The organism is Myxococcus sp. AB036A, from assembly GCF_006547355.1.
In the GTDB taxonomy this organism is placed as follows: Bacteria; Myxococcota; Myxococcia; order Myxococcales; family Myxococcaceae; genus Myxococcus; species Myxococcus virescens.
This window is the reverse complement of record NZ_VHLC01000043.1, coordinates 12,574-35,315: the sequence shown is the minus strand read 5'-3', so window position 1 is coordinate 35,315 and position 22,742 is coordinate 12,574. Positions and strand designations below refer to the sequence as shown.

Annotated in this window: 22 protein-coding genes; 9 read left to right on the top strand and 13 right to left on the bottom strand. The window is 69.5% G+C overall.

Going from position 1 to position 22,742, the window contains the following annotated elements:
* Positions 1–45 precede the first annotated feature (45 nt).
* The 4 genes from FL344_RS18815 to FL344_RS18800 are packed head-to-tail and all read left to right on the top strand — an operon-like array spanning position 46 to position 3,765.
* Positions 46–867 (top strand): TerB family tellurite resistance protein, encoded by an 822-nt coding sequence (locus FL344_RS18815; protein ID WP_141619489.1) that lies wholly within the window; start codon positions 46–48, stop codon positions 865–867.
* 51 nt (positions 868–918) lie between these two features.
* On the top strand, positions 919–1,632 hold the full coding sequence (locus FL344_RS18810; RefSeq protein WP_141619488.1) for a Smr/MutS family protein: 714 nt from the start codon (positions 919–921) through the stop codon (positions 1,630–1,632).
* A 37-nt stretch (positions 1,633–1,669) separates the two neighbouring features.
* On the top strand, positions 1,670–2,665 hold the full coding sequence (locus FL344_RS18805; RefSeq protein ID WP_090492933.1) for an adenosine deaminase: 996 nt from the start codon (positions 1,670–1,672) through the stop codon (positions 2,663–2,665).
* Positions 2,666–2,673: 8 nt separating this feature from the next.
* Positions 2,674–3,765 carry a quinone-dependent dihydroorotate dehydrogenase gene (locus tag FL344_RS18800; RefSeq protein WP_141619487.1) on the top strand — a complete coding sequence of 364 codons (1,092 nt, stop codon included), beginning with the start codon at positions 2,674–2,676 and terminating at the stop codon, positions 3,763–3,765.
* 99 nt (positions 3,766–3,864) lie between these two features.
* Here FL344_RS18800 and FL344_RS39190 read toward each other — a convergent pair whose 3' ends face one another.
* The 6 genes from FL344_RS39190 to FL344_RS18770 form a co-directional block, all read right to left on the bottom strand.
* The gene (locus FL344_RS39190) at positions 3,865–4,551 is read right to left on the bottom strand and encodes a hypothetical protein (protein WP_228565172.1); all 687 of its coding nucleotides are present in this window, start codon (positions 4,549–4,551) and stop codon (positions 3,865–3,867) included.
* Between the two features lie 101 nt (positions 4,552–4,652).
* A complete protein-coding gene (exoK, locus tag FL344_RS18790) occupies positions 4,653–5,807 on the bottom strand; it encodes a spore coat polysaccharide biosynthesis glycosyltransferase ExoK (RefSeq protein ID WP_141592082.1) in 1,155 nt (384 codons plus the stop codon).
* Positions 5,797–7,077 carry a spore coat polysaccharide polymerase ExoJ gene (exoJ, locus tag FL344_RS18785; protein WP_141619486.1) on the bottom strand — a complete coding sequence of 427 codons (1,281 nt, stop codon included), beginning with the start codon at positions 7,075–7,077 and terminating at the stop codon, positions 5,797–5,799. The genes exoK and exoJ overlap by 11 nt, the downstream gene beginning before the upstream one ends.
* A 150-nt stretch (positions 7,078–7,227) precedes the next feature.
* Positions 7,228–8,895 (bottom strand): DUF6178 family protein, encoded by a 1,668-nt coding sequence (locus FL344_RS18780; RefSeq protein ID WP_305021760.1) that lies wholly within the window; start codon positions 8,893–8,895, stop codon positions 7,228–7,230.
* A gap of 83 nt (positions 8,896–8,978) precedes the next feature.
* Complete coding sequence (yihA, locus tag FL344_RS18775; protein WP_141592085.1) at positions 8,979–9,599, bottom strand: ribosome biogenesis GTP-binding protein YihA/YsxC; 621 nt, start codon at positions 9,597–9,599, stop codon at positions 8,979–8,981.
* A 4-nt stretch (positions 9,600–9,603) separates the two neighbouring features.
* On the bottom strand, positions 9,604–10,044 hold the full coding sequence (locus FL344_RS18770; protein WP_225888846.1) for a cytochrome c family protein: 441 nt from the start codon (positions 10,042–10,044) through the stop codon (positions 9,604–9,606).
* Between the two features lie 163 nt (positions 10,045–10,207).
* On the opposite strand from FL344_RS18770, the gene FL344_RS18765 reads away from it, so the two are divergent.
* The 5 genes from FL344_RS18765 to FL344_RS18745 are packed head-to-tail and all read left to right on the top strand — an operon-like array spanning position 10,208 to position 13,368.
* Complete coding sequence (locus tag FL344_RS18765) at positions 10,208–10,675, top strand: hypothetical protein (RefSeq protein ID WP_141592086.1); 468 nt, start codon at positions 10,208–10,210, stop codon at positions 10,673–10,675.
* A gap of 10 nt (positions 10,676–10,685) precedes the next feature.
* Positions 10,686–11,282 carry a dephospho-CoA kinase gene (gene coaE, locus FL344_RS18760; RefSeq protein WP_141592087.1) on the top strand — a complete coding sequence of 199 codons (597 nt, stop codon included), beginning with the start codon at positions 10,686–10,688 and terminating at the stop codon, positions 11,280–11,282.
* Between the two features lie 23 nt (positions 11,283–11,305).
* The gene (locus FL344_RS18755) at positions 11,306–12,448 is read left to right on the top strand and encodes an SDR family oxidoreductase (protein WP_194858497.1); all 1,143 of its coding nucleotides are present in this window, start codon (positions 11,306–11,308) and stop codon (positions 12,446–12,448) included.
* A 39-nt stretch (positions 12,449–12,487) separates the two neighbouring features.
* Entirely contained in the window at positions 12,488–12,883 is a 396-nt protein-coding gene (locus FL344_RS18750; protein WP_011553075.1) for a MaoC/PaaZ C-terminal domain-containing protein, read from the top strand.
* Positions 12,884–12,888: 5 nt separating this feature from the next.
* Positions 12,889–13,368 (top strand): MaoC family dehydratase N-terminal domain-containing protein, encoded by a 480-nt coding sequence (locus FL344_RS18745; protein WP_011553074.1) that lies wholly within the window; start codon positions 12,889–12,891, stop codon positions 13,366–13,368.
* A gap of 3 nt (positions 13,369–13,371) precedes the next feature.
* On the opposite strand, the gene FL344_RS18740 is transcribed toward FL344_RS18745, so the two are convergent.
* The 7 genes from FL344_RS18740 to FL344_RS18710 all read right to left on the bottom strand — a co-directional run bounded on the left by FL344_RS18740 (position 13,372) and on the right by FL344_RS18710 (position 22,697).
* Positions 13,372–14,256, bottom strand: a complete 885-nt coding sequence (locus FL344_RS18740; RefSeq protein WP_141619484.1) for a tetratricopeptide repeat protein — start codon at positions 14,254–14,256, stop codon at positions 13,372–13,374.
* A complete protein-coding gene (gene dnaK / locus FL344_RS18735) occupies positions 14,257–16,098 on the bottom strand; it encodes a molecular chaperone DnaK (RefSeq protein WP_141592090.1) in 1,842 nt (613 codons plus the stop codon).
* A gap of 18 nt (positions 16,099–16,116) precedes the next feature.
* Positions 16,117–17,478, bottom strand: a complete 1,362-nt coding sequence (locus FL344_RS18730) for a J domain-containing protein (RefSeq protein WP_141592091.1) — start codon at positions 17,476–17,478, stop codon at positions 16,117–16,119.
* Positions 17,479–17,586: 108 nt separating this feature from the next.
* Complete coding sequence (locus tag FL344_RS18725) at positions 17,587–18,831, bottom strand: aspartate aminotransferase family protein (RefSeq protein WP_141592092.1); 1,245 nt, start codon at positions 18,829–18,831, stop codon at positions 17,587–17,589.
* A gap of 37 nt (positions 18,832–18,868) precedes the next feature.
* Complete coding sequence (gene hslU, locus FL344_RS18720) at positions 18,869–20,266, bottom strand: ATP-dependent protease ATPase subunit HslU (protein WP_141592093.1); 1,398 nt, start codon at positions 20,264–20,266, stop codon at positions 18,869–18,871.
* A 12-nt stretch (positions 20,267–20,278) separates the two neighbouring features.
* A complete protein-coding gene (gene hslV, locus FL344_RS18715; RefSeq protein WP_011553068.1) occupies positions 20,279–20,806 on the bottom strand; it encodes an ATP-dependent protease subunit HslV in 528 nt (175 codons plus the stop codon).
* Positions 20,807–20,876: 70 nt separating this feature from the next.
* Positions 20,877–22,697 (bottom strand): SLC13 family permease, encoded by a 1,821-nt coding sequence (locus FL344_RS18710; protein ID WP_141619483.1) that lies wholly within the window; start codon positions 22,695–22,697, stop codon positions 20,877–20,879.
* Between the last annotated feature and the right edge of the window lie 45 nt (positions 22,698–22,742).

Sequence of the window (22,742 nt, the reverse complement as noted above, 5' to 3'; positions counted from 1 at the left end):
CTCTATGCGAAACTCCCCCGCCGGAAAGGGAGCGGAACGTCGGCCATGGGCGCAGGAACAGTTCTGGGAGCAATGCTGGGGTTGATGGCGGGGCTGCTCGTGGGCAGCCCCTGGGCCATTGTCCTGCTGCTCATCGCAGGCGGCTTCGCGGGGCGCTACTACGACGCCCAGAACGCCCTACCGCCCGAAGATCCGGAGGCGCTGTCCGGCTTCTCCCACGCCCCCTACGCGTCCATCCATGACGCCACGTCGGAGGCGGCGCTCGTGCCTCGCCAGGAGGAGCCCTACGAGCAGTTCGCCAGTGACTTGTGCGCCGTGTTCGTCGAGGTGGCCCACGCGGATGGCGAGGTCCGCCGCGACGAGGTGCGCGTGGTGCGGCGCTACTTCCAGACGACCCTGGGCTACGGCCCCGAGGCCCTGGAGGTCGTCCGGAGCCACCTCAAGGTCTTCCTGGCCCACCCGCCCGACCTGGACGCGGCCGTCAGCGCCTGCCATGCCCAGCTCCCCTCGGCCGAGCGGCACCGGCTGCTGGACACGCTCTACGAGCTGGCGCTGGCCGACGGAGGAATGCAGCGTTCCGAACGGGAGGTCCTGCGCCGCGTCGCCGAGGGCCTGGGCATCTCCGAGGCGGACGAGCAGGCCATCATCGCCCTGCACCTGGGCGCCGGGGATGAACACTACGCCGCGCTGGGCCTGACGCCGGACGCCACCGACGTCGAGGTGAAGCGAGCCTTCCGGCAGCTCGCCGCGGAGCACCACCCCGACAAATCCGCCCACCTCGGCCGTCAGGCCGCCGAGCAGGCCGCCCGTCGCTTCCAGCAGATTCGCGACGCCTACGAAGAGATTCGGCGCCTGCGCGGGCTGTAGCGCCGGATTACATCCCTCACAGTCGCCCACGACGAGGACGCACTTTCCGCCATGAGTCAGCAGCGCAACGGCCCCAAGAAGAAGGAAGCGGCTTTCAGCAACAACCCCTTCAAGTCCGCCATCCAGGTGTTGAAGGACCAGGAGAAGAAGGAGGCGCAGGAGAAGGCCGCGGCGGAGGTCGCGAAGCGCAAGGCCGCGGCGCCCCCGCCCCGGGCCACGAAGGCGCCCAAGGTCCGCGAGGAGGATGATGCCTCCCTCTTCTTCTCCGCCATGGACGGCGTGCAGCAGCTCACCAACCGGGGCGAAGCGCCCGCGCCCAACCCGCGCCTGCCGGCCATCATCGATGAAAACGCGGAGGCGCTCGCGCAGCTCTCCGAGCTGGTCGCCGGCCAGGGCGACTTCGACTTCACCGGCACGGATGAGTACATCGAAGGCGCGAGCCCCGGCATCGACCGGAACCTGCTGCGCGCGCTGCGCCGGGGCGACTTCGCCATCCAGGGGCAACTGGACCTGCACGGGAAGACACAGAACGAGGCGCGCGACGCGCTGGAACGCTTCCTGGGTGACAGCCGCCGCGCGAAGCAGCGCTGCGTGCTCGTCGTGCACGGTCGCGGTTTGAACTCCAAGGACCAGATTCCCGTGCTGAAGGAGCGGCTCAAGGGCTGGCTGTCCGAGAAGCGCATTGGCCGGATGGTGCTGGCGTTCGCCAGCGCACGGCCTCAAGACGGGGGCACCGGCGCGGTGTACGTGCTGCTCCGGCGGTAGTCTTTACGCGCGCCCGGCACTGTGCATACATGCCGCCATGGCACGCGATCTGATCGACCTGCATATCCACGTGGGTGGCGCTGTGGCGCCCCACATCCTCTGGTCCATCGCCCACCAGCAGGGCTTCAAGCTCCCGGTGAAGAACTACTTCGACTTCGTGGAGCTCATCACCTCCCGTCCGGGCAAGGTGGGAAGCCTGGACGACTACCTGAAGATCCTCCACACCTGGACGGAGAAGATTCAGTCATCCCCCAGCGCGATTGAGCGCTCCGTCTACGAAGTCATCGGCAAGGAGTACCGCGGCAGCCGCGTGACGCAGATGGAGCTGCGCTTCAACCCGATGAAGCGCAACCTGAACTCCGAGCTGGACCTGGACCACATCATCCACGCCGCGCTGCGCGGCATGGACCGCGCGGTGCTGGAGTACGGCGTGAAAATGGGCCTCATCTTCTGCCTGGCCCGCGAGTTCGACCACCGGCTCAACAGCATCATCGTGGACAAGGCCATCAAGTACCGCACGCGCGGCGTGTACGGCATCGACCTGGCCGGCACGGAGACGAACGCCATGGAGCTGAAGCCGGAGGTCGTCACCCAGTACGAAGAGCTCTTCTCGCGGGCGCGCCGCGCCGGGCTCAAGTGCACGGTGCACACCGGCGAGACGCGCGGCACCGGCGCCGAGGGCGTCATGGCCGTGGTGGAGAAGCTCCAGCCGCACCGAATCGGCCACGGCATCCGCGCCGCCTACGACGAGCACGCGATGAAGGTGCTGCGCGAGCGCGACATCGTCCTGGAGCTGTGCCCCACGTCCAACCTTCACACCAAGGCCGTGGAGGGCGTGGAGGAGCTGCGCCACATCATCCGCACCTTCTGGGACCGCAAGGTGAAGTTCACCATCAACACCGACGGCCCCTACCTGCTGGAGACGGACATGCGGCGGGAGATCGACATCATCGAACAGAACGGCATCCTCACGCCCGAGCAGGTGGATCAGACGCTCGCCTGGGCCCGTGAGGCCTCGTTCATCCCCGCGTGAGCCACGCCATGTACGGACTCACCCGCTCGCTCCTCTTCCAGCTCTCCGCGGAGCGCGCGCACCGGCTCGGCATGGCGGGGCTCCACTACCTGGGCCGCTCACGGGACTTGTGCGAGTCCCTGCGCGAGAAGGCCCTGGAGGGCGCCCCACCCAGCCTGGCCGTCGAGGTGGCCGGCCTGCGCTTCGCCCACCCCGTGGCGCTGGCCGCCGGCCTGGACAAGGACGCGGAGGCGGTGGACGGCCTCTTCGCCTGCGGCTTCTCCGCCGTGGAGATTGGCACCCTCACGCCCAGGCCCCAGCCCGGCAACCCCAGCCCTCGCCTGTTCCGCCTGCCGGAGCACCGCGCGATCATCAACCGCATGGGCTTCAACAACCACGGCGCCACCCAGGCCGCCGCGCGGCTGCGGATGCAGACGTGGCGTCCGGGCCCGCTGGGGGTGAACATCGGCAAGAACAAGGACACGCCGCTGGAGCAGGCGGTGGATGACTATGTGGCCTGCGTGGACGCGCTGGCGCCCCTGGGCGACTACGTGGTGGTCAACGCCTCGTCCCCCAACACGCCGGGCCTGCGCAAGCTCCAGGAGCCCGAGCAGCTGGGACAGCTCCTGGGCGCGGTGCAGGAGCGCCTGGCCACCGTGGCCCCGGGCAAGCCGCTGTTCCTCAAGATTGCCCCGGATCTGTCCCCCGAGGCCGTGGACGAGGTGGTGGATGTCGCGCGGGCCCAGAAGCTCGCCGGCCTCATCGCCACCAACACCACCGTGGCCCGGCCTTTCGAGCATCCCCTGGCGAAGGAGGCCGGCGGCCTGTCCGGCGCGCCCGTCCGCGAGCCCGCCAACGCCGTCATCCGCCGCGCCTGGCTGCGAAGCGGGGGCGCGCTGCCCATCATCGGCGTGGGGGGCGTCTTCACCGCCCAGGACGTCTACGAAAAGCTGCGCGCGGGAGCGTCGGTGGTGCAGGTGTACACGGGCTTCATCTACGAGGGCCCGGGCATGGTGGGAAACATCCTCCCCACCCTGGCCACCCTGCTCGCCCGCGACGGCTACAAGCAGGTCCGCGACGTCATCGGCGCCGAGCACCGGAAGCCGGGCGCACCCAACTGACGCACCGCATCAATTCGCGGACAAAAAATGAGCGCTCGCCGGCGCCTTGGAGTTTCACCGGCGAGCGCCCCGGGCCCAGTGCTTGACGGGCCTCGAAAGCTATTGCTGCACGGTGAGCGAACCGCCAACCGTGCTGACATCCACCGCATGGGTGCCCGAGCCATACGTCTGCTCGCGGCCGCCCAACCTCGCGGGACTGTCGTTGAAACGACCACCGACAGTATTGAATTCCAACCTCACATCCGCCTGGGCCGGCAGCTTCAGCCGGACATCTCCGCCCACCGAGGACACAGAAGTAGCCACGACCTTCCGCGGTGCCAATGCCACGGTGCCGTTCACCGTGCTGACATCCAACCGCTCCTCCGAACCGCTCACTTCCACACGGCCATTGACTGTCGCCAATGACTGCCGCCCCGTCACGCCCGCCACCGTCACCGGACCACCCACCGTCGCCAAATCCAAACGCGCCCGCCGTGGCACCTTCGCCGTGAACCTCACCGAGGCCCCGCTCCGACGGCAGGACCACCTTTCTTGTTCACACGGACCGCAACAAACCCGCGCCCGAATGGCGCCCTTTTCTTGGACGACTTCCACGCCCACTTCGTTCCGAGAACTCTCCGCGCCTTCCCAAACAACCGTGATTACCACGTCATTCCCGTCTACCGCATCTACGCGCACCGCGCCATCAACATTGCCAATGTGAACTTCAGGCGTACCGTCCGTGTTGAACGTCCACGTCTGGGTGGACGGCGCGGCGGCGAGGATGAGCAGCAAGGGCAGGACCATGTGCGGGCTCCGGAAGAGGTGGGATGCCCCCTTCCCTACGCCCCGGCCCCGCCTTCATTGCGCCCGGTGGAGACGCAGTATCCACACCGCTCTGACATGCCTCAGGCGTCCGCGCCCCGGGCAATCCGCTGGTACAGCGCGTCATGGCGCCGGACCATCTTCTCCAGGGAGAGCTCGCGCGCCACGAAGTCCCGCGCCGCATGCCCCATGCTTCTCGCCTTCTCGGGATTCGCGAGAAGCTGACGGAAGGCCTGGGCCAGTTGAGCGGGCCGCTCCGGGTCCACCACGAGGCCCCGTTCGCCATCGCGAACCAGGTCGGTGTTGCCACCCACGCGCGTCACCACCATGGGAAGCCCCGCGGCCATGCCCTCCATCACCGCGTTGGACATGCCCTCCGCGGTGGAGCAGAGGACGCCGAAGGTCGCCCGGGCGTAGATGGCGGGCACGTCCGTGCGGTGCCGCAGGAAGTGCACGGTATCGGACACGCCCAGCTCACCGGCCAGCTTCTCCAAGTCCGGCCGGCGCGGACCATCTCCCACCAGGAAGGCGTGCAGCGTGATGCCGGAATGGCGTAGCTGGGCCAGCGCGAGCAGCAGGTCCTCCTGCCGCTTCACCGGGTGATTCATGTTGGCCACGTGGACCACCACCGGCGCGGCCCCCGTGTCGGGGAGCGGCCCGCGCAGCCCTTCGCGCCTGCGGGACTCGAAGCGCGGCAAGTCCAGGCCGTTGTGGATGACGGACACGCGCGAGGCCGGCAGGCCCTCCTCGGTGATGAGCTGGTGGCGGATGGCCTCCGCGTTGCCAATCACATGGTCCGCCATGCGGCACAGCCGCGACTGCACCGCGCGCCGCGCCCGCCCCTGCCAGTGCGCCAGGTCCAACCGGCCCACGATGACCTTCGTGCCCGCCAGCTTCGCCGCCGGCACGGCCACCATCGTGGAGTAGAAGTCATGCACGTGCACCAGCTCCACGCGGTTCGCCTTGAGCCAGCGCGCCATGCGGTACACCTGATACGCCGTGTTCGGCTGCACCACGGAGCCCTTGAGCGGGAAGGCCGCGGGCGCGTGGCCCAGCTTCCACACCGCGCCAATCAGCGGCCCCGAATCATCCAGCACGGACACTTGCAACCGGTAGCTGGCGGGCAGTCCCCGCAACAGCTCCAGCACCTGCACCTCGGTCCCTCCAATGTGGAAAGACCGGGTGAACTGAACCAGACGGAGGGGCTCCTGCCCCATCCGCGCCTCCTCACGCCGCATGTCCGGACCCCTCCCACGTCGCCACCACCGGCCCGCTCGGAGCCGGAACCCGTTGCATGTCCGCCGCCTCGGACGCGCGCGCCACCCGGTGCGCCGCCGCCGCCAGGCCGAAGAGCACGTAGCAGTGCGCGGACAGGATGTAGCCGGAGAACAAGTCACACACGAGGTAGCCCACGACTGACGCGGACAAGGCTCGCGCCAGCCACCCCACTTCCTTGTCCCGCGACGCCTCGAAGGCGCCGCCCGCGGCACCGCCCGTGAACACCATGAAGAACAAGAGGCCCACCCAGCCCAGCTCGCCGATGACGTCCAGGAAGATGTTGTGGGCCACGTACGCCCGGCGCGCCTCGGGGGGCGCGTACATGGGCCACGCGTAGCGAAAGCCGCCCGCCCCCACGCCCAGCAGCGGCTTGTCCAGGCTGATGCGGCTGGCCACCTGCCACGCGTAGACGCGGCCCATGGCGGACGCGTCCTCGTGGAACTCGGCCACCGTCTCGTTGCGCTGCCAGAAGCTCTGCGGCGCGAAGACGAGCAGGCCCATCACGAAAAGCGAGCCCACGACAATGGCCTGAATGCGGCGCTTCTCGCGGATGGCCCACAGCCCCATGGCCGCGGAGAGACCGATGAAGCCGCCGCGCGAGTGCGAGACGACGATGGCCGCCACCGCCAGGATGGCCGCCGTCAGACACGCCAGACGCCACAGCCAGCCGCTGCCCTTGCGGGCCACGAAGGCCACTGCCAGCGGCACCACCAGCGCCAGGTTCATGGCCATGTGGTTCGGGTCCGCGTAGACGCCCACCCAGCGCGCGCGGAAGCCCTCCACCAGGTCCTCGCCCACCAGGTACCAGTTGATGGCGCCAATGGACGTCACCACCGACGCCAGCACCATGGCCCCGCACACCACCGCCAGCCGGCGGCCGGTGGTGATGACGTTGACGAAGGTGATGTAGATGGCGGTCAGCTTCAGCAGCTCGACGCCCGTGGCGGTCGTCACCTCCGGATTCACGGACCAGCCGACGGACGCCACCGCCAGCGTGGAGAAGGCGATCAGCGCCAGACCGCGCGAGCCGTCCACGTACAGCGGCTCCGCTCGCCCCAGCCGGCGTATCACCATGAGTCCCGCCGCCAGCCCCGACGTCACCAACGCGAGGCGCAGCGGAGCGAGCGCCGGGATCCACTCACCCGGCGCCGCGTACATGACCGCCGCGAAAGCGGTCAGCGCATAGAAGGCCCACACGTCACGGCGCTGCCCCTGCTCTCCCAGCACCATTCACTCCACCTCCCGGCAGTTGCGTCGCGCACCAATACGCGTGCCTGGGCGAAAGCAGAGGACATGCCAGGGGCCCCATCGGGCAAAGCCCTGAATCTTCTAGAACGGGGCGGCCTCGCCGGACGTGCGGGCCGCCCCGGACTGAAATTCCTACGGGACGGGGCTGCTCTCCATCGGAAGAACCGCCGAGGCCACCGGCTCCAGCCGCCCGTCCTGGAGCCAGGGCGTGCCCAGCTCCTCCAACAGCCGCGACAGGGTCAGCGTCACCAGACGGCGCAGCTCCGCATGCGCCTCCGGCGCCACCGCCGGCTCCAGGCCCTTCTGGGCGCGCTCGGCAGCGGAGGCGCGCAGGCGCGGCGCTCCCGGGGCGCCTTCGAAGAGGCGCTGCCCCAGCTCCACCACCCGCCCCAGCGGCACCGGGCGCGCATCCGCGCGCTCCTCCAGCACCGCCATGGCCACCACCGCGGCCAGGAGGCGCTCCAGGCCCAGCGTCTCCAGGGGCACGCCGAAGCGGGCCAGGGCCTCGCGCGCCGAGTCGTCGGTGCCACCCAGCACCCCGCGGAACACCTGCACCTGGGCCTCCGCGCGGGCCAGCAGCGCCTCGGTGGCGGCCAGCTCGCGCCGGGAGCGGAACGGCACCGGCTCCGCGCCTTCCACGCGCAGCGCCCGCCGGGGCCGCTTCTGGCGCAGCGCGGAGATGGCGGCCGCTTCCTCCGGAAGCACCATCAGCACGCCCTCCACCAGGGCGCCCGGCGCCTTGGCCAGCCGGTCCGCGCGGAACTTGAGCTGGAGCGTGAGCGAGAAGCCCGTCTGGAAGATGCGCCGCAGCGGCGTGTCGCGCAGCACGTCCGTGGCGCGCTCCGGGTCCGCGCCCGTCAGGTGCTCGAGCGCCATGGACAGGTAGTCGCGCACCGTCTCGCTCGCGCGGCGGATGGCGTCCAAATCCCCCGGGTCCGCCAGGTCCGCCACCAGCGCGGCGCTGGCCACCTCGCGCAGCTCGTCCTCCGCGTTCACCGCCTCCACCATCGTCAGGCCGCGGAAGGCCGCCTCCAGGTAGTCCACGTGGCCCGTGGTGGGCGCCAGCCCTGGACGCGCGGCGGACACGGGCGCGGGCGCCACGTCCACACGGCTGAACAGGGACACCGCCTCCTCCAGCGACGGGAAGCCCATGTCCTGGAGTCGGCCGCGGCGGAACTGGTACGCCGTCTCCTCCAGCTCACTGGGAATCTCCCAGCGCACGGCCTCCAGCAGGCGCACGGCCTCGAAGGGGTTCTCCGCGATGAGGTCGTTGAGGAGCGAGCGGACGGCGGACATCTCCACGCCCTCCACCTTGATTTCGACGAGGTAACGCCCCTCCGGGGTCTCCATCGTCACGCCCGGCGGGTTGACGTCCGGGTTCTCTTCCAGGTCGTGTACCTCGATGAACTCGCGCAGGAGGATTTCGAGCACCTCCAGGTCCAGCGCGTGCAGCTTGCGCAGGAACTCCCCCGTGTCCTCCACCCCGCCCCGCGCGGCGCGCAGCCAGGTGAGGACGGCGTGCGAGTCCAGCGCGTCCCGCCGCCAGCCGGCCAGGTCCACGAAGGCGCGGAACTGGCCGGGCGAGGCGAGCTGCACCAGCTCCGTCGAATCCGCGAGCCCCAGCTCCTGGATGGTGACGTAGAGGTCCTCGGCGGGCATCGAGCGCACCAGCGCGCGGGCCTCCGCGACATCCAGGAGGGCGTCCACCCGCTGACGCGGGGACAGCCTCATCAACCGCTGACGCAGCTCCCGGGGAGCCAGCTGCGTGTCGCTTCCATTTCCCTTGCCGTTTTCGGACACGGCGCGGTCCCTACCACAGCGCCCCCCGGCCCGGGAGCAGAACCCCACCGGGAGCGGCGGCTACCGGATGATGCCGGCGGCCCTCAGACGCGGGTGGACTTGCCGAAGGTGTCGAGCAGCGCGCCCCAGACCTCATCCACGCCCAGCTTCTCCGTGGAGGAGAAAGGGAGGATGACCTCCAGCGGCAGGTCCATCAGCTTGGAGAGCTCCACCAGCCGAGGCTTGCGCTTGGCCTTGGTGAGCCGGTCCACCTTGGTGGCCACCACCAGCACCCGGCGGTTGTGCGCCTGGAGATAGTCGAGCGTGGTGAGGTCGTCCGGCGTGGGGCCCACCTCCACGTCCACGATGCTGACCACGGCCTCCAGGCGGTGCCGCTTCTCCAGGTAGGTGGTGATCATCTTCTCCCACTGGGCCTTGTCCGCCTTGCTGGCCTTGGCGAAGCCGTAGCCCGGCAGGTCGGCCAGGCGGATCTGGTGGCGCACGCCGCCGCGCTCCAGGTCCACGTCGAAGAAGTTCAGCGTCCGGGTGCGCCCCGGCGTGTTGGACACGCGCACCAGCTTCCTGCGGCCGGTCAGCGCGTTGATCATGGAGGACTTGCCCACGTTGGAGCGGCCGACGAAGGCCACCTCCGCCGTGTGGTCCGTCGGGTAGCCCTTGGGCTCCACGGCGGTGGTGACGAAGCGTGCGTCGAGGACCTTGATCACAACGTCATTTCTTGGCCGACGGATCCGCGGCGCGGCGGGCGCGCTCGGCGGACCAGTGGTCGATGGCCTTGAGCGACTCCTTGAAGTCGAACGGCCGGAGGGAGGGCGAGGAAGCGTCGTGGCAGGAGCGGCACTGCTTCTCAGAGGGGTCCACCAGGCCCACCAGACGCGCCAGCTCCGAGTCCTTCATCACGTACTCGGGCGAGTAGTACTGCCCACCGCCGTGGCATGTCTCACAGGTGACATTCACCGTCGCCTGGGTGACCTGCTCCGGCGAGTGGCAGGACAGGCAGCGCCCGTCCTTCTTCTGCTGGTCGGTGAGCGAACTCTCCGCCCGGGCGTGCTTCGACTGCATCCAGGCGTCGTAGGCCTCGGGGTGGCAACCCTTGCAGCTGTCCGGGCCTACGAAGTCGGCGCCCCCGGCCGCCCCAGCGGCGGCCAGCACGAGAAGGGAGAGGATCCTGATGCCAGGAACGCGCATGAAGCCGGAGTAGCAGAGCCCCCCGGACGGGGCAAGGCGTCTCGTGGTTGAATGACCGGCAGAAACTTCCGTCGGGCATAGGGGGTTGCTAGAGCCTTGCCCGCCCGTTCCAGCAGGGAGGAGCCGTATGCGCATCCTGACCGTCCTCGCCGTCCTCACCTTCGCCGTCCCCGCCGCCGCCAAGCCCTGGCAGGGCATTGAGCCGGGCGTGTCGAAGCGCGACGAAATCCTCAAGAAGTTCGGTGAGCCCTCGCGCACCGTCAAACAGGACGGCAAGGAGATCATCGCCTACCTCTCCAAGGAAGCCATCAAGGGCACCACCCAGGCCCAGTTCAAGGTGGATCCGGACACGCAACTGGTGGAGCGCATCGACGTGTTCCCCGGGCCCATCATCGACAAGGAGACGGTGGAGAACAGCTACGGCCCCTCCTGCCCCTCCGGCGCCGCGCCCGCCACGCCCTGCTACCTGCGCAAGCTGACGGACGACTTCCGCACCTACTTCCTCTACCCCCGCCTGGGCCTGGCCATCTTCTTCAACGAGGACGGCAAGACGGTTCAGTCGTTGACGTTCACCACGCAGAAGGCCGCGAAGTAGGGCCACGCCCGTGCACGTCTTCGGACTGACGGGAGGCATCGCCTCCGGCAAGAGCACCGTGACGCGCATCCTGCGGGAGCTCGGCGCGGAGGTGCTGGACGCGGACGTGATTGCCCGCGAGGTGGTGGAACCGGGCACGCCCGGGCTGGCCGCGGTGGCGGCGCGCTTCCCCGGCGTGGTGGGCTCGGACGGCCGGCTGGACCGGGTGAGGCTGGGCGCACGCGTCTTCGGGGACCCCGCAGAGCGCGCCGCGCTCAACGACATCACCCACCCGCTGGTGCGTCAGGCCTTCATGGACAAGCTCCAGGCGCTGGAGGAACGGGGCGTGGCGCGCGTCATCTACGACGTGCCCCTGCTCATCGAAAGCGGCATGCACGCCTGGATGGAGGCCGTGGCGGTGGTGTGGGTGCCCCGCGCGCTGCAGAAGGCCCGGCTGATGTCGCGCGACGGGCTGGACTCCGACGCCGCCGACGCCCGGCTGGCCGCCCAGCTCCCCCTGGACGACAAGCGCGCCCATGCCACCTGGGTCATTGACAACAGTGGGGACCTGGCGGCCACCCGCGCCCAGGTTGAAGCGATGTGGCGCGCCATGCTCGCGCGCGGCTGAGCGCCGGGTATGCTGCGCGCCGCATGAGCGAGACGCGCAAGAAGGCCACGGCCGGAACGTACTTCCTCACCGGCTACCCGGGATTCATCGGCAAGCGGCTGGTGGAACACATCGCCCGCGAGGACCCGAAGGGGCACATCTACGCGCTGGTGCAGCCCAAGTCGTTCAAGGAAGCGCAGCAGCACGCCGCCCGCGTGAAGGGCGCCAAGGTGGAGCTGCTCACCGGTGACGTGGTGGACATGCACCTGGGCCTGTCGGGCGAGGAGTACCAGCGCCTGTGCGAGCGGGTGACGGACATCTTCCACCTGGCGGCGGTGGCCCAGCTGGGCGTGGCCAAGGAGACGGCCTGGCGGGTGAACGTGGACGGCACCCGCAATATGCTGGAGCTGGCTCGGGACTGCGGGAAGCTCACGCGCTTCAACTACTTCTCCACCTGCTACGTGTCCGGCGACCGCCTGGGCGTCATCGCCGAGGACGAGCTGGACCGGGGCCAGGGCTTCCGCAACGCCTATGAGGAGACGAAGTTCCAGGCGGAGCGGCTGGTGCAGCGCGCGGGCGCCACCCTGCCCATCACCGTCTTCCGTCCCTCCAGCGTGGTGGGTGACTCCCGCACGGGGGAGATCGACCGCTTCGAGGGGCCCTACTACCTGGGCATCCTCCTGGTCACCTCGCCGCTGGTGGTGCCCCTGCCCCTGCCGGGCAACGGCGTGGCGCCGCTGAACGTGGTGCCGGTGGACTACGTGGTGGAGGCGGTGTGGCGCCTGTCGAAGGACCCGCGCGCCCAGGGCAACACCTTCCACCTGGTGGACCCCAACCCGATGAGCGCGCGCCGCGTGTACGAGCTCATTGCGGAGAAGTCGAACAAGAAGCTGCCGCGCTTCAACCTCTCCGCGCGGGCGGCGGACGTCATGCTGCGGCTGCCACTGCTGGAGAAGCTGGCGCGCCCACAGCGCGCCGCCATCAGCTACGTCAACCACCTGGCCATCTACAACTGCCACAACACGCTGGAGCTGCTGGACGGCACCGGCGTGCGGTGCCCTCCCCTGTCGTCCTATCTGGATCAGCTCGTGGCCTACGTGCGGGAGCAGTACCGCAAGCGCCGCGAGGGCTCGGACGAATACGACCCGTTGGATCAGGGCACGGCACCCGACGCGGAGCGTCCCTGAGCACGCGCGGCGGCCAGCCGTGGTAGATCCACGGTTCCCATGCCACGCACCTACCAGCCAGGCGACACGTTCACGCACGTCCGCGAGTGCGACCGGTACCGGCCGATTTACTACGCGGGCGCCTCGGGGGATTACAACCCCATCCACATCGACCCGGAGGCGGGCTCCGCCGCCGGACTCAATGGCAACATCCTCCAGGGGCTGTGCACCCTGGGCTGGGTGGTGGAAGCCATTGCCGGCTTCGTGGAGGACCCCGGCCGGGTCCGCCGCGTGAAGGCGCGCTTCTCGCGCCCGGTGCGGCCCGAGGACACGATTACCTTCCAGGGCCGGGTCACCGCCGTCCAGGACGGGCGGCTCACGGCGGAAGTCTCCGCCACCAATCAACGCGGCGAGGACGTCCTCAAGGGCGCCGTCGTCGAAGCCTTCATCGGGTAACGACCATGGCCCTCGACAAGCAATTCATCGGCCGTGAGTACGGCCCGTACCACTACACCCTGGGCGAGGAGAAGATGCGCGAGTTCACGCTCGCCGTCGGCGGCGCGAAGCCGGGCGCCGGAACGCCGGGCGAGCCTCCCGCGCACGTCAGCCCACTCCTCTACGACGCGCAGGCCGCCAAGGCGGGGCCTCACGGGGGCCTCATCGCCTTCCCCAGCTTCGCCGTCGTCTTCGCCATCCGCCCCTTCAGCGCCGCCATCGCGGACCCCGCGCTGAACATCAACATGCAGATGCTGGTGCACGGCGAACAGGACCTGGAGTTCCTGGACGTCATGCGCCCCGGCGACGTGATGACGACCACCGGCCGCATCGCGGACCTCTACGAGCGCGCCCGCATGGGCTTCGTCATCGTCACCAGCGAGTCGCGCAACCAGCACGGCACCCTGGTGGTGAAGGGCACGTGGACGGCCATCATCCGCGGCTAGCCGTCAGCCCGCGGAAATGACGCCTTCATCGATGAGCTGGACGAGGATGCGCGCGGTATCCAGCCGCGTCATCCCCGACAGCGAGAAGAGGTCCTCGTAGCTCACCGAACCGTCAATCTGCGCCAGCACGAAGCCGGCGCGGTGGTCCAGGTTGAGCCAGATGATGTCGTCCGGCTGCAGGCGCACCGCGGGCACCCGGCCCAGGTCGCCCAGCTTGGACTCCAGCCGGGCCATCAGCATCCGCTCACTGCGCGCGCGCAGCGATTCCACGCGGATGTCCGACGGCGCCAGCTCCTTCGCCTTGAAGAGCAGGTCCACCGCGCCGGAGTGGTCATCCAGCTCCAGCAGGTCCTCGGCCCCGCGCAGGAGCAGGTCCAGCTCGCTCTCCATCACGGGGAGGCCGAACTCCTGCGTGTGGCCCTCGGGGATGCCGTACTCGTCGGTGTCCCCCTTCGCCTGGATGACGGGCTCGTCGAACTCGATGACCACGTCACGCGCCAGCAGCTCCAGCACGTCCGCCGGCGCGCCGTCCAGCGCCTCCGGAAGGACGACGGGCGCCGAGGGCGACTTGCCACCGGCCTCCGAGGGGCCGCCCTGTCCTTCCGCCCATGCGCCCCAGTCGCCTTCCAGCGCCGGTGAGACGGGCAGGTCCGCGTCGGTGGGCGCCAGCCGCCCCAGCGAAGGCTCCAAATCCGGAGGCCGCTCGAACGGCGTCGCCGTGCCCCGCGAAGGCGCGCCCGCGGCGGCCGCCAGGTACTCCCGGGCGCGGGTGTTGGTTGGATCCAGCTCCAGCGCGCGCTCGAAGAGACGCTGTGCCCCCTGGGCGTCGCCACTGAGGCGCAGCCACAGTCCTGCCTCGATGAGCTGGTTCGCGCGCTGGCTGCTCATCTACCGCCCCGTGCCGCCGGGCGCCGGGCCCTTGAGCTGCGCCAGGCATCCCGTGAGCAGTTCGCACGCGCGGCCCAGCGCCGCCACGTCCTCGCCCGCGCGGACCGCGCGCGCGTGCTCCAGCACCTGCTCCGCGCGAGGCATCACATCCGGCGCCAGACCGCCCCCACCTGGCAGCAGCCGCGCCCGCGTCAGCGCGTCCACCACGTCGCGCGCCAGCGAGTCCAGCTCCACGCGCCGCGTCTTCAGCTCCTCGGACGCCCGCGCGGCGATGAGGTAGCCGCGCTGCTCGTCCATGATGCGCTGGAGCTCCTCCTCCGTGAGGCCGCTGGACGCGGTGACGGTGATGGACTGGCGAAGCCCCGTCTCCCGGTCCTTCGCGTGCACGGAGACGATGCCTTCCGCGTTGATGTCGAAGGTGACGTCAATCTCCACCTGGCCCCGTGGCGCCTCCCTCAGGCCGGTGAGGACGAACTCGCCCAGCAGCTCGTTCTGGTGCGCCAGGTCGTGCTCACCCTGGAGCACCATGATCTTCACGACGCGCTGGAAGTCCTTCGACGTGGCGAAGACCTCCGTGGCCGACGTGGGCACCGTGGTGTTCTTGGGGATGAGCCGGCGCACGGAGCCCCCGGCGATGGCCACGCCCAGGCTCTGCGGCGTCACGTCCAGCAAGAGCAGTTCGTGCTCCGGCTGCACCAGCGCGTGGGCCTGAATCGCGGCGCCCAGCGCCACCACCTCGTCCGGATGGACGCCCTTGCAGGGCTCGCGGCGGAAGTAGCCGCGCACGGCCTCCACGATTTTCGGCATGCGCGACATGCCGCCCACGAGGATGACTTCCTTGAGCTCGGAGGCGCGCACGCCCGCCTCGCCAAGCACCTCGGTGGTCAGCCCCACCACCCGCTCCGCCAGGTCGGACGTCAGGTCATCCAGCTTGTCGCGGCTCAGCGTGGCTTGCAGGTGCAGCGCCGCACCACCGCCGGGCGGCGTGCAGATGAAGGGCAGGTTGAGCCCCGCCTCGCGCACACTGGACAGCTCCACCTTGGCCTTCTCCGCCGCGTCCTTGAGCCGCTGCAACGCCATGCGGTCCTTGCGCAGGTCGATGCCGTGCTCCTTCGCGAAGCCGAAGACGAGCCATTCGATGATGCGGTTGTCCCAGTCCTCGCCGCCCAGGTAGGTGTCACCGCCGGTGCCCACCACGTCGAAGACGCCCTGGGAGATATCCAGCACGGACACGTCGAAGGTGCCGCCCCCCAGGTCCAACACCGCCACGCGCCCGTTCACCGTGCGGCCGAAGCCGTAGGCCAGCGCCGCGGCCGTGGGCTCGTTGATGATTCGCAGCACGTCCAGCCCGGCGATGCGGCCTGCGTCCTTGGTGGCCTGGCGCTGGGCGTCGTTGAAGTAGGCCGGCACCGTGATGACGGCCTTGGAGACGGGCCGGCCGAAGTGCGCCTCCGCGTCCGCCTTCAGCTCCTGGAGAATCATGGCGCTGATTTCGGGGACGGACAGGTCCTTGCCGCCCATGCGGATGCGCAAGTCGTCGTGCTGCCCGGCCACCACCTCGTAGGACAGCGCGCGCAGCGAGTCCTGCACCTCGTGCGAGGAGAACTTCCGGCCGATGAGCCGCTTGGCCGCGTACACCGTCTCCTGCGGATTGGTGATGGCCTGCCGCTTGGCGATGCTGCCCACCAGCCGCTTGCCGTTCTTCGCCATGGCCACGACGGAGGGCGTGAGCCCCTGGCCCGTGCGGTTCTTGATGACGACGGGCTGGCCGTCCTGGACGGTGGCGACGATGCTGTTCGTCGTTCCCAGGTCGATGCCAATGAGGGGTTCGGGCTCAGCCATGGGGAACCGTACTTACTCCTAGAACGTCCAGCGCAGCTTCTTGAGCGCGGCCTTCGCTTCCGCGTTGTCTGGGGCCAGCTTCGCCGCATCCTCGAAGGCTCGCTTCGCGAGTTTCTTCGATCCGCTGTCCAACAGCACCTTTCCCAGCGTCAGTTGGTGCTCGACCTTGTCGGGTTCCAGCTCCACGGCGCGCTGCGCCAGCCCTCGGCCTTCGGCTGCATCCTGCCCCAACAGGTTCCCCAGGCGGGCGCAGCGCCAGGCGGCCTCGGCGTTCTGGTCGTCCAGCGAGCAGGCGAGCCGGTAGGCCGACATGGCCCCATGCGTGTCGCCATGCCGCTCCATCTCCCGCCCTCGAGCGACCTCGATGGTCGCCCGCTGCGAGTCATGCCCCCGGCGCGCCTTGACCAGGAGAAGAGCGACTTCGCGGTTCTTCGGGTCCATCGTCTGGACCTGATGGAAGTCGTGATAGGCCCGCTCCCAGTCGCCACTGGCGATGGCGGCCTTGCCCCGGGCAATCAGTTCGGCCAGCCGGCCCGTGCGGGCCAGGTAGGGATGCCGGGCCAACCGGGCCTGCCGCTCCGCCCGGCGTGCTTCGGACGCGCCATCATCCGGCGGTGGCGCCAGCGGACGCGACGGCGGCGGAATGGATGAAGGCCCGCTGGACGCCACGGGCGGACGGGGCGCCGGGGGTGGCGATGAAACCCGGTGCACCGGCGGCGGCTCTGGCGTCAGCAGTTGCTGCGCAGGCGCGGACGGAGGCGGCGCGGAGGGTGGCGGCGGCGCGGCGGCGCGTTCGGCCTGAGCCAGTGCCGGATTCGCGCGCAGGTAGGCCTCGCGCTTGTCGGGCTGCATGAGCACGTTGTGCGCGTCCGTGAGGCGCCGGAAGATGCGCTCCATGCGGGCACGGAAGCTGCCCAGGTTCTTCCCGAAGTAGCGGTCCGGATGGAAGCGGCGCGAGGCGTTGTAATACGCCTGCTTCACCTCCGACGCGGGAGCCCCGGGCTTCAGCCCCAACACGGCGAAGTGGTCCATCGCGTCGAGCGAGCGCTCCAGTTCGATGATCTCCTTCTTCCGCTCCGGCTCGAGGTCCACCTCCTCGGCCATGGCCGCGTCCACCACGGGCGCGGGCGCGCCCCGAGGCACCACCCGGGCGGGGACGATGGCGCCCTTGGCCCGCAGCGCCAGCAGCACGGCGATGGTGCGCGGCTCGCCCAGCTTGGAGCGCGCCAGCACCTGGTCGATGCGCTCCACGCGCCCCACGAGCTGGAGCACCGAGCCCTCTTCCGCGGTGAGCTGGAGACGCGCTGCATCCAGTTGGGGCACCGTGGCGATGTGATCCGTCAGGGCCCCCAGCCCGATGATCGTGTTTGGCGCACTCACAGTGACAGTCCGAGGAAAGCCTTCCGGAGTTTCCAGACTAGGGTTCCGGACGCAGGGCGTCAAACGCCCGTGACCCCTTCCCCATGCGGTGGACCGCGGCCACGCCGGTCAGTTGGCGGCGAGCACGCGCTCGAGAATGGACAGGCCTTCATCCAACTCACGCACGGTGACGATGAAGGGCGGCGCGAAGCGCAGCGTGCGTTCGCCGGCGGCGTTCACCAGCAGCCCCTCTCCGCGCAGTTGGGCGATGACGGGCGCCACCTCGCGATCCAACTCCACGCCCACCAGCAGCCCCTGGCCGCGCACGGCCTGGATGCGGCCCGCGGGCAGCCGGCCCTGGAGCTCACGCGCCCGGGCGAGCAGATAGGCGCCCTTCTCCTGGACCTCATCCAGGAAGCCGGGACGGCGGAGGATGCGCACCACGGCATTGGCGGCGGCCGCGGCCACCGGGTTGCCACCAAAGGTGGAGCCGTGCGTGCCCGGCGTGAGGCTGGCGCCCAGCTCTTCCTTGCAGAGCATGGCGCCAATCGGCAGGCCGTTGCCCAGCGCCTTCGCCACGCTGATGCCGTCCGGGACGATGCCCTCGTGCATGAAGCCGAACGGCTTGCCGGTGCGGCCCATGCCCGTCTGGACCTCGTCCACCAGCAGCAGCAGCCCGTGCTCGTCACACAGCGCGCGCAGACCGGCGAGGAACCCCAGGGGCGCCATCCGCACCCCGCCCTCCCCTTGGATGGGCTCCACGAGGATGGCGGCGGTCGCCGGGCCCACGGCCTTGCGCACCGCTTCGAGGTCGCCGTAGGGCACGTGGGTGAAGCCGGCGGGCAGCGGCTCGAAGCCCTTCTGGTACTTCGCCTGGCCGGTGGCGGTGACGGTGGCCAGGGTGCGGCCGTGAAAGCTGCTGTCGAAGGAGATGACCTCGAAGCGCTCCGGCGTGCCGCGGTCCTTCATCACCTTGCGCGTCAGCTTGAGCAGCGCCTCGTTCGCCTCAGCGCCCGAGTTGCAGAAGAACGCGCGTGACAGGCCGGACCACTCGGTGAGCTGCGCGGCCAGGTCAATCTGGGGCTGCGAATAGAAGGCGTTGGAGACGTGCCACAGTGAATCCAACTGCGCCTTCGCGGCGGCGACGACGTCCGGGTGGCAATGTCCCAGCGCGCACGTGGCGATGCCACCAATCAGGTCCAGGTACTCGCGGCCATCCGTGTCCCAGACACGAGCCCCCTGGCCCCGAGCCAGGACGAAGGGCGGCTGCTTGTAGTTCTGCAGCAGGTGGCGCTTCGCCTTCTGGACCAGGGCGTCGGTGGAGGAGTCGGACGATGCGGAGAGGGACGGCTCGGATTGCGACAAGGCAGTCATCCTTCGTGCGGTACGGTGCCCCTCCGCATATAGCGCGCTACAGGATGTAGCGCGACAGGTCCTCGTCCTGGACGATGGCGGCCAGGCGCTCGCGCACGTAGGCGGCGTCCACCTGGAAATCCCGGGGTCCCATCTCACTGGCGGAGAAGGACACCTCGTCCAGCAGTCGCTCCAGGATGGTGTGCAGCCGCCGAGCGCCGATGTTCGCCGTGCTCTCGTTGGCCTGCTGGGCGATGCGCGCCAGCTCCGTCACCGCGTCGTCGGTGAAGGACAGACGCACACCTTCCGTGCTGAGCAGGGCCGTGTACTGTCGCAAGAGCGAATTCTTCGGCTCCCGGAGGATTCGGACCAGGTCCTCGCCCGTCAGGGGCTCCAGCTCCACGCGGATGGGGAAGCGGCCCTGCAATTCCGGGATGAGGTCGCTGGGCTTGGAGACGTGGAAGGCGCCAGCGGCGATGAAGAGCATGTGGTCCGTCTTCACCACGCCATACTTGGTGTTGATGGTGGAGCCTTCGACGATGGGGAGGATGTCCCGCTGGACGCCCTCCCGGGACACGTCCGGGCCGCCCCCGCCCTTGCCGCCCTCGCGGCTGGCAATCTTGTCGATTTCGTCGATGAAGATGATGCCGTTCATCTCGGCGCGGGCCACGGCCTCGCGCTGGACGCGGTCGGGGTCCACCAGCTTGGCGGCCTCTTCCTTGCGCAGGAGCTGAAGCGCCTCGGGCACGCGCACCCGACGGCGGCGCGTCTTGTTCATGCCCGGCATGTTCTTGAAGAGGTCCTGGAGGTTGACGCCAATCTCCTCCATGCCCTGGCCGGAGAAGCCCCGCATGAAGGTGGGCGACGACTCCGCGGTCTCCACCTCCACCTCCACGTCATCCAGGGTGCCGGCGCGGAGCTGGGCGCGGAACTTCTCGCGCGCGGTGTCGCTGACACGCTGGACCGGTGGAGGCGGTGGTGGGGCGAAGCCGAACGGCGGCGTCGCGGACGACGACTTCACGCCGCCGCCCTGCATCAGCTCGATCAAGCGGTCCTCGGCCAGCTCCTCGGCGCGGGGGCCGACCTTCTCGGTCTCCTCCTCGCGGACCAGCGCGATGGCGGCCTCGACGAGGTCGCGAATCATCGACTCGACGTCACGGCCGACGTAGCCGACCTCGGTGAACTTGGAGGCCTCCACCTTGACGAAGGGCGCCTGGGCGAGCTTCGCCAGGCGGCGGGCAATCTCCGTCTTCCCCACGCCGGTGGGGCCAATCATGATGATGTTCTTCGGGTGGATTTCGTCCCGCAAGTCGTCGTTGACCTGCTGGCGGCGCCACCGGTTGCGCAGGGCAATGGCGACGGCGCGCTTGGCGGCGTTCTGCCCGACGATGTAGCGGTCCAGCTCGCTGACGACCTCGCGAGGCGTGAAGGCGGACAACTTGCGCGATTCGGCCACGGGGTGTGTCTCCTAGAGCTCTTCGATGGAGATGTTGGCGTTGGTGTAGATGTCGATTTCACCCGCGATGGTGAGCGACTGGTGCACCACGTCGCGAGCAGACATCTGCGTGTGCGCCATGAGGGCGCGCGCGGCGGCGAACGCGTAGGGGCCGCCACTGCCCACGGCGGCGATGCCGTAGTCGGGCTCAATCACGTCACCCGCGCCGGAGAGGATGAACGTCTTCTCCTTGTCGGCGACGATGAGGAGCGCCTCCAGCCGGCGGAGGAAGCGGTCGGTGCGCCAGTCCTTGCCCAGCTCCACGCAGGCGCGGGCCATGTTCTTCTGGTGCTCCTTGAGTTTGGCCTCGAAGCGCTCGAAGAGGGTGAAGGCGTCCGCGGTGCTGCCAGCGAAGCCGGCGAGCACCTGGCCTTCGCCCAGCCGGCGGACCTTCTTCGCCGTGTTCTTCATCACGGTCTTTTCGAGGGAGACCTGGCCGTCGCTGGCGATGGCGACCTTCCCGTCACGCCGCACGCAGAGGATGGTGGTGCCGTGGAACATAGGACCCGGGGTTTAACAAGCCAGGCGCGGCGTTTCCAAGGAACAGTGACTGGCTGTCTGCTCGCAGACTTCAAAAAGGAAGCACCCACGGCACCACCAGCACCGCCAGCGCGACGATGAGCACCTGGAGCGGGATGCCCACCCGGGCATAGTCGGCGAACCGGTAGCCCCCAGGGTTCATGACCAGCGTGTTCACGGGCGACGCGATGGGCGTGGCGAACGCCGCCGACGCGGTAATGGCCACCGCCATCAACAGCGGCTCGGGCCGCAGTTCCATGGACTCCGCGATGCGGAGGGCCACCGGGGCCACGAGGACGGCGGTGGCCGTGTTGGAGATGAACAAACCCAGGGTGGACGTCACGATGGCGAGCACCGCCAAGACGGCGTGGGGGCTGGCGCCGGTGAAGAGCCGCTCCAGGCCCGCCACCGCCAGTTGCGTCACGCCGGTCCGCTCCAGCGCGGTGGCCAGCGGGAACATTCCGGCGATGAGCACGACGCTCTCCCAGTTGACCGTGCGGTAGACGTCCGCGGAGCGCACGCAGCCCGTGAGCACCATGGCCACCGCCGCGAGCAGCACCGCGACCACGTTGGGCAGCAGGCCCAGGGCCATCACCGTCAGCATCGCCAGGGTGATGACGACGGTGAGCGCCGCCCGCCGAGGATCCGCGAGGCGGTCGGTGCGCGGGTCGGGCTCGGCGAGCAGCACGAGGTCCTTTCGGGCCTCGGACAGGTTGCGCAGGTGCTTCTTGCGGCCCTTCACGAGCAGGGTGTCCCCGCGCCGCAGCGTGAAGTCCTTGAGGGCGGGAGACGAGGCATCCACCACCGCGTCCGTGCCCCGGCGAATCGCGAGCACCGTGGCCCGGAACCGGTCACGAAAGCGCGCCTGCCGGAGCGTCCGGCCCGCCAGCGCCGAGCGGCGGGGAATCACCACCTCCGCGAGCGACTCCTCGGGTGGCAGCGACAGCGACTGCAAGGACGGGAGCCGCTCCAACCCCCAGTGCTCCACCGTCGCGACGACGGCATCCTCATGGCCCTGGACGACCAGGACCTCATCCGCGCCGAAGGGACGGTGCGGAACCACCGGATGCGCGGCGCCCATCAATGAGATGCCCACCACGTTCACTGCGTGCGCGGAGCGCAGGTTGGCCTCGCCGAGCGTCCGGCCCACGAGCTTCGAGCCACGAGGAACGCGGAGGGCATGAAGCAACGTTCCCAGGCCGTACTCAGTGGCGAAGTCCTCGGGCGACAGGACAGCCTGCGCCGCGACCTGCCCCTGCGCCGCCGAGGGCAGCAGGTATTTGCCGGCGAAGATGAGGAACAGCATGCCCGCGGCGAGCATCACCACGCCGATGGGGAAGAAGGTGAAGAAGCGGAACGGCTCATGGCCCGCGTCCCGGAGTGCCCCACTCACGATGAGGTTGGGCGGGGTGCTGATGAGCGTCAGCATGCTGCCCAGGTGGGCGGCGAACGCGAAGGGCAGGTAGATGCGGGCAGGCGCGATTCCGCGGCGAAGGGCGAGCGTTCCCACCACTGGCATCAGGATGGCCACGGTCCCCGTGGAGCTCATGAAGGCAGACAGCGCGGCGGTGGCCAGCATCACCACGGCGATGGTGCGCCCCTCCCCTTCCCCCGCGAGGTGCCCCAGCCGCTGTCCCAGCCACCCCGCCAGTCCTGTCTCCGTGATGGCGCCGCCAATCACGAAGAGTCCCACCAGCATGATGACCACCGGGTTGCTGAAACCCGCGAGCGCATCATCCACAGGAACGATGTCGAAGAGGAGGAGCGACAGCAGCGCGAGCAACGCCACAATGTCCAGCCGCACCCGGTCGCTCACGAAGAGCACCAGCGAGACGGCGAGGACGCCAAGGGTGATGAGCGCGGGAGGGGTCACATCGAGCAGCTATGACACCCCACGTGGGGATTCGCTACCCCAACG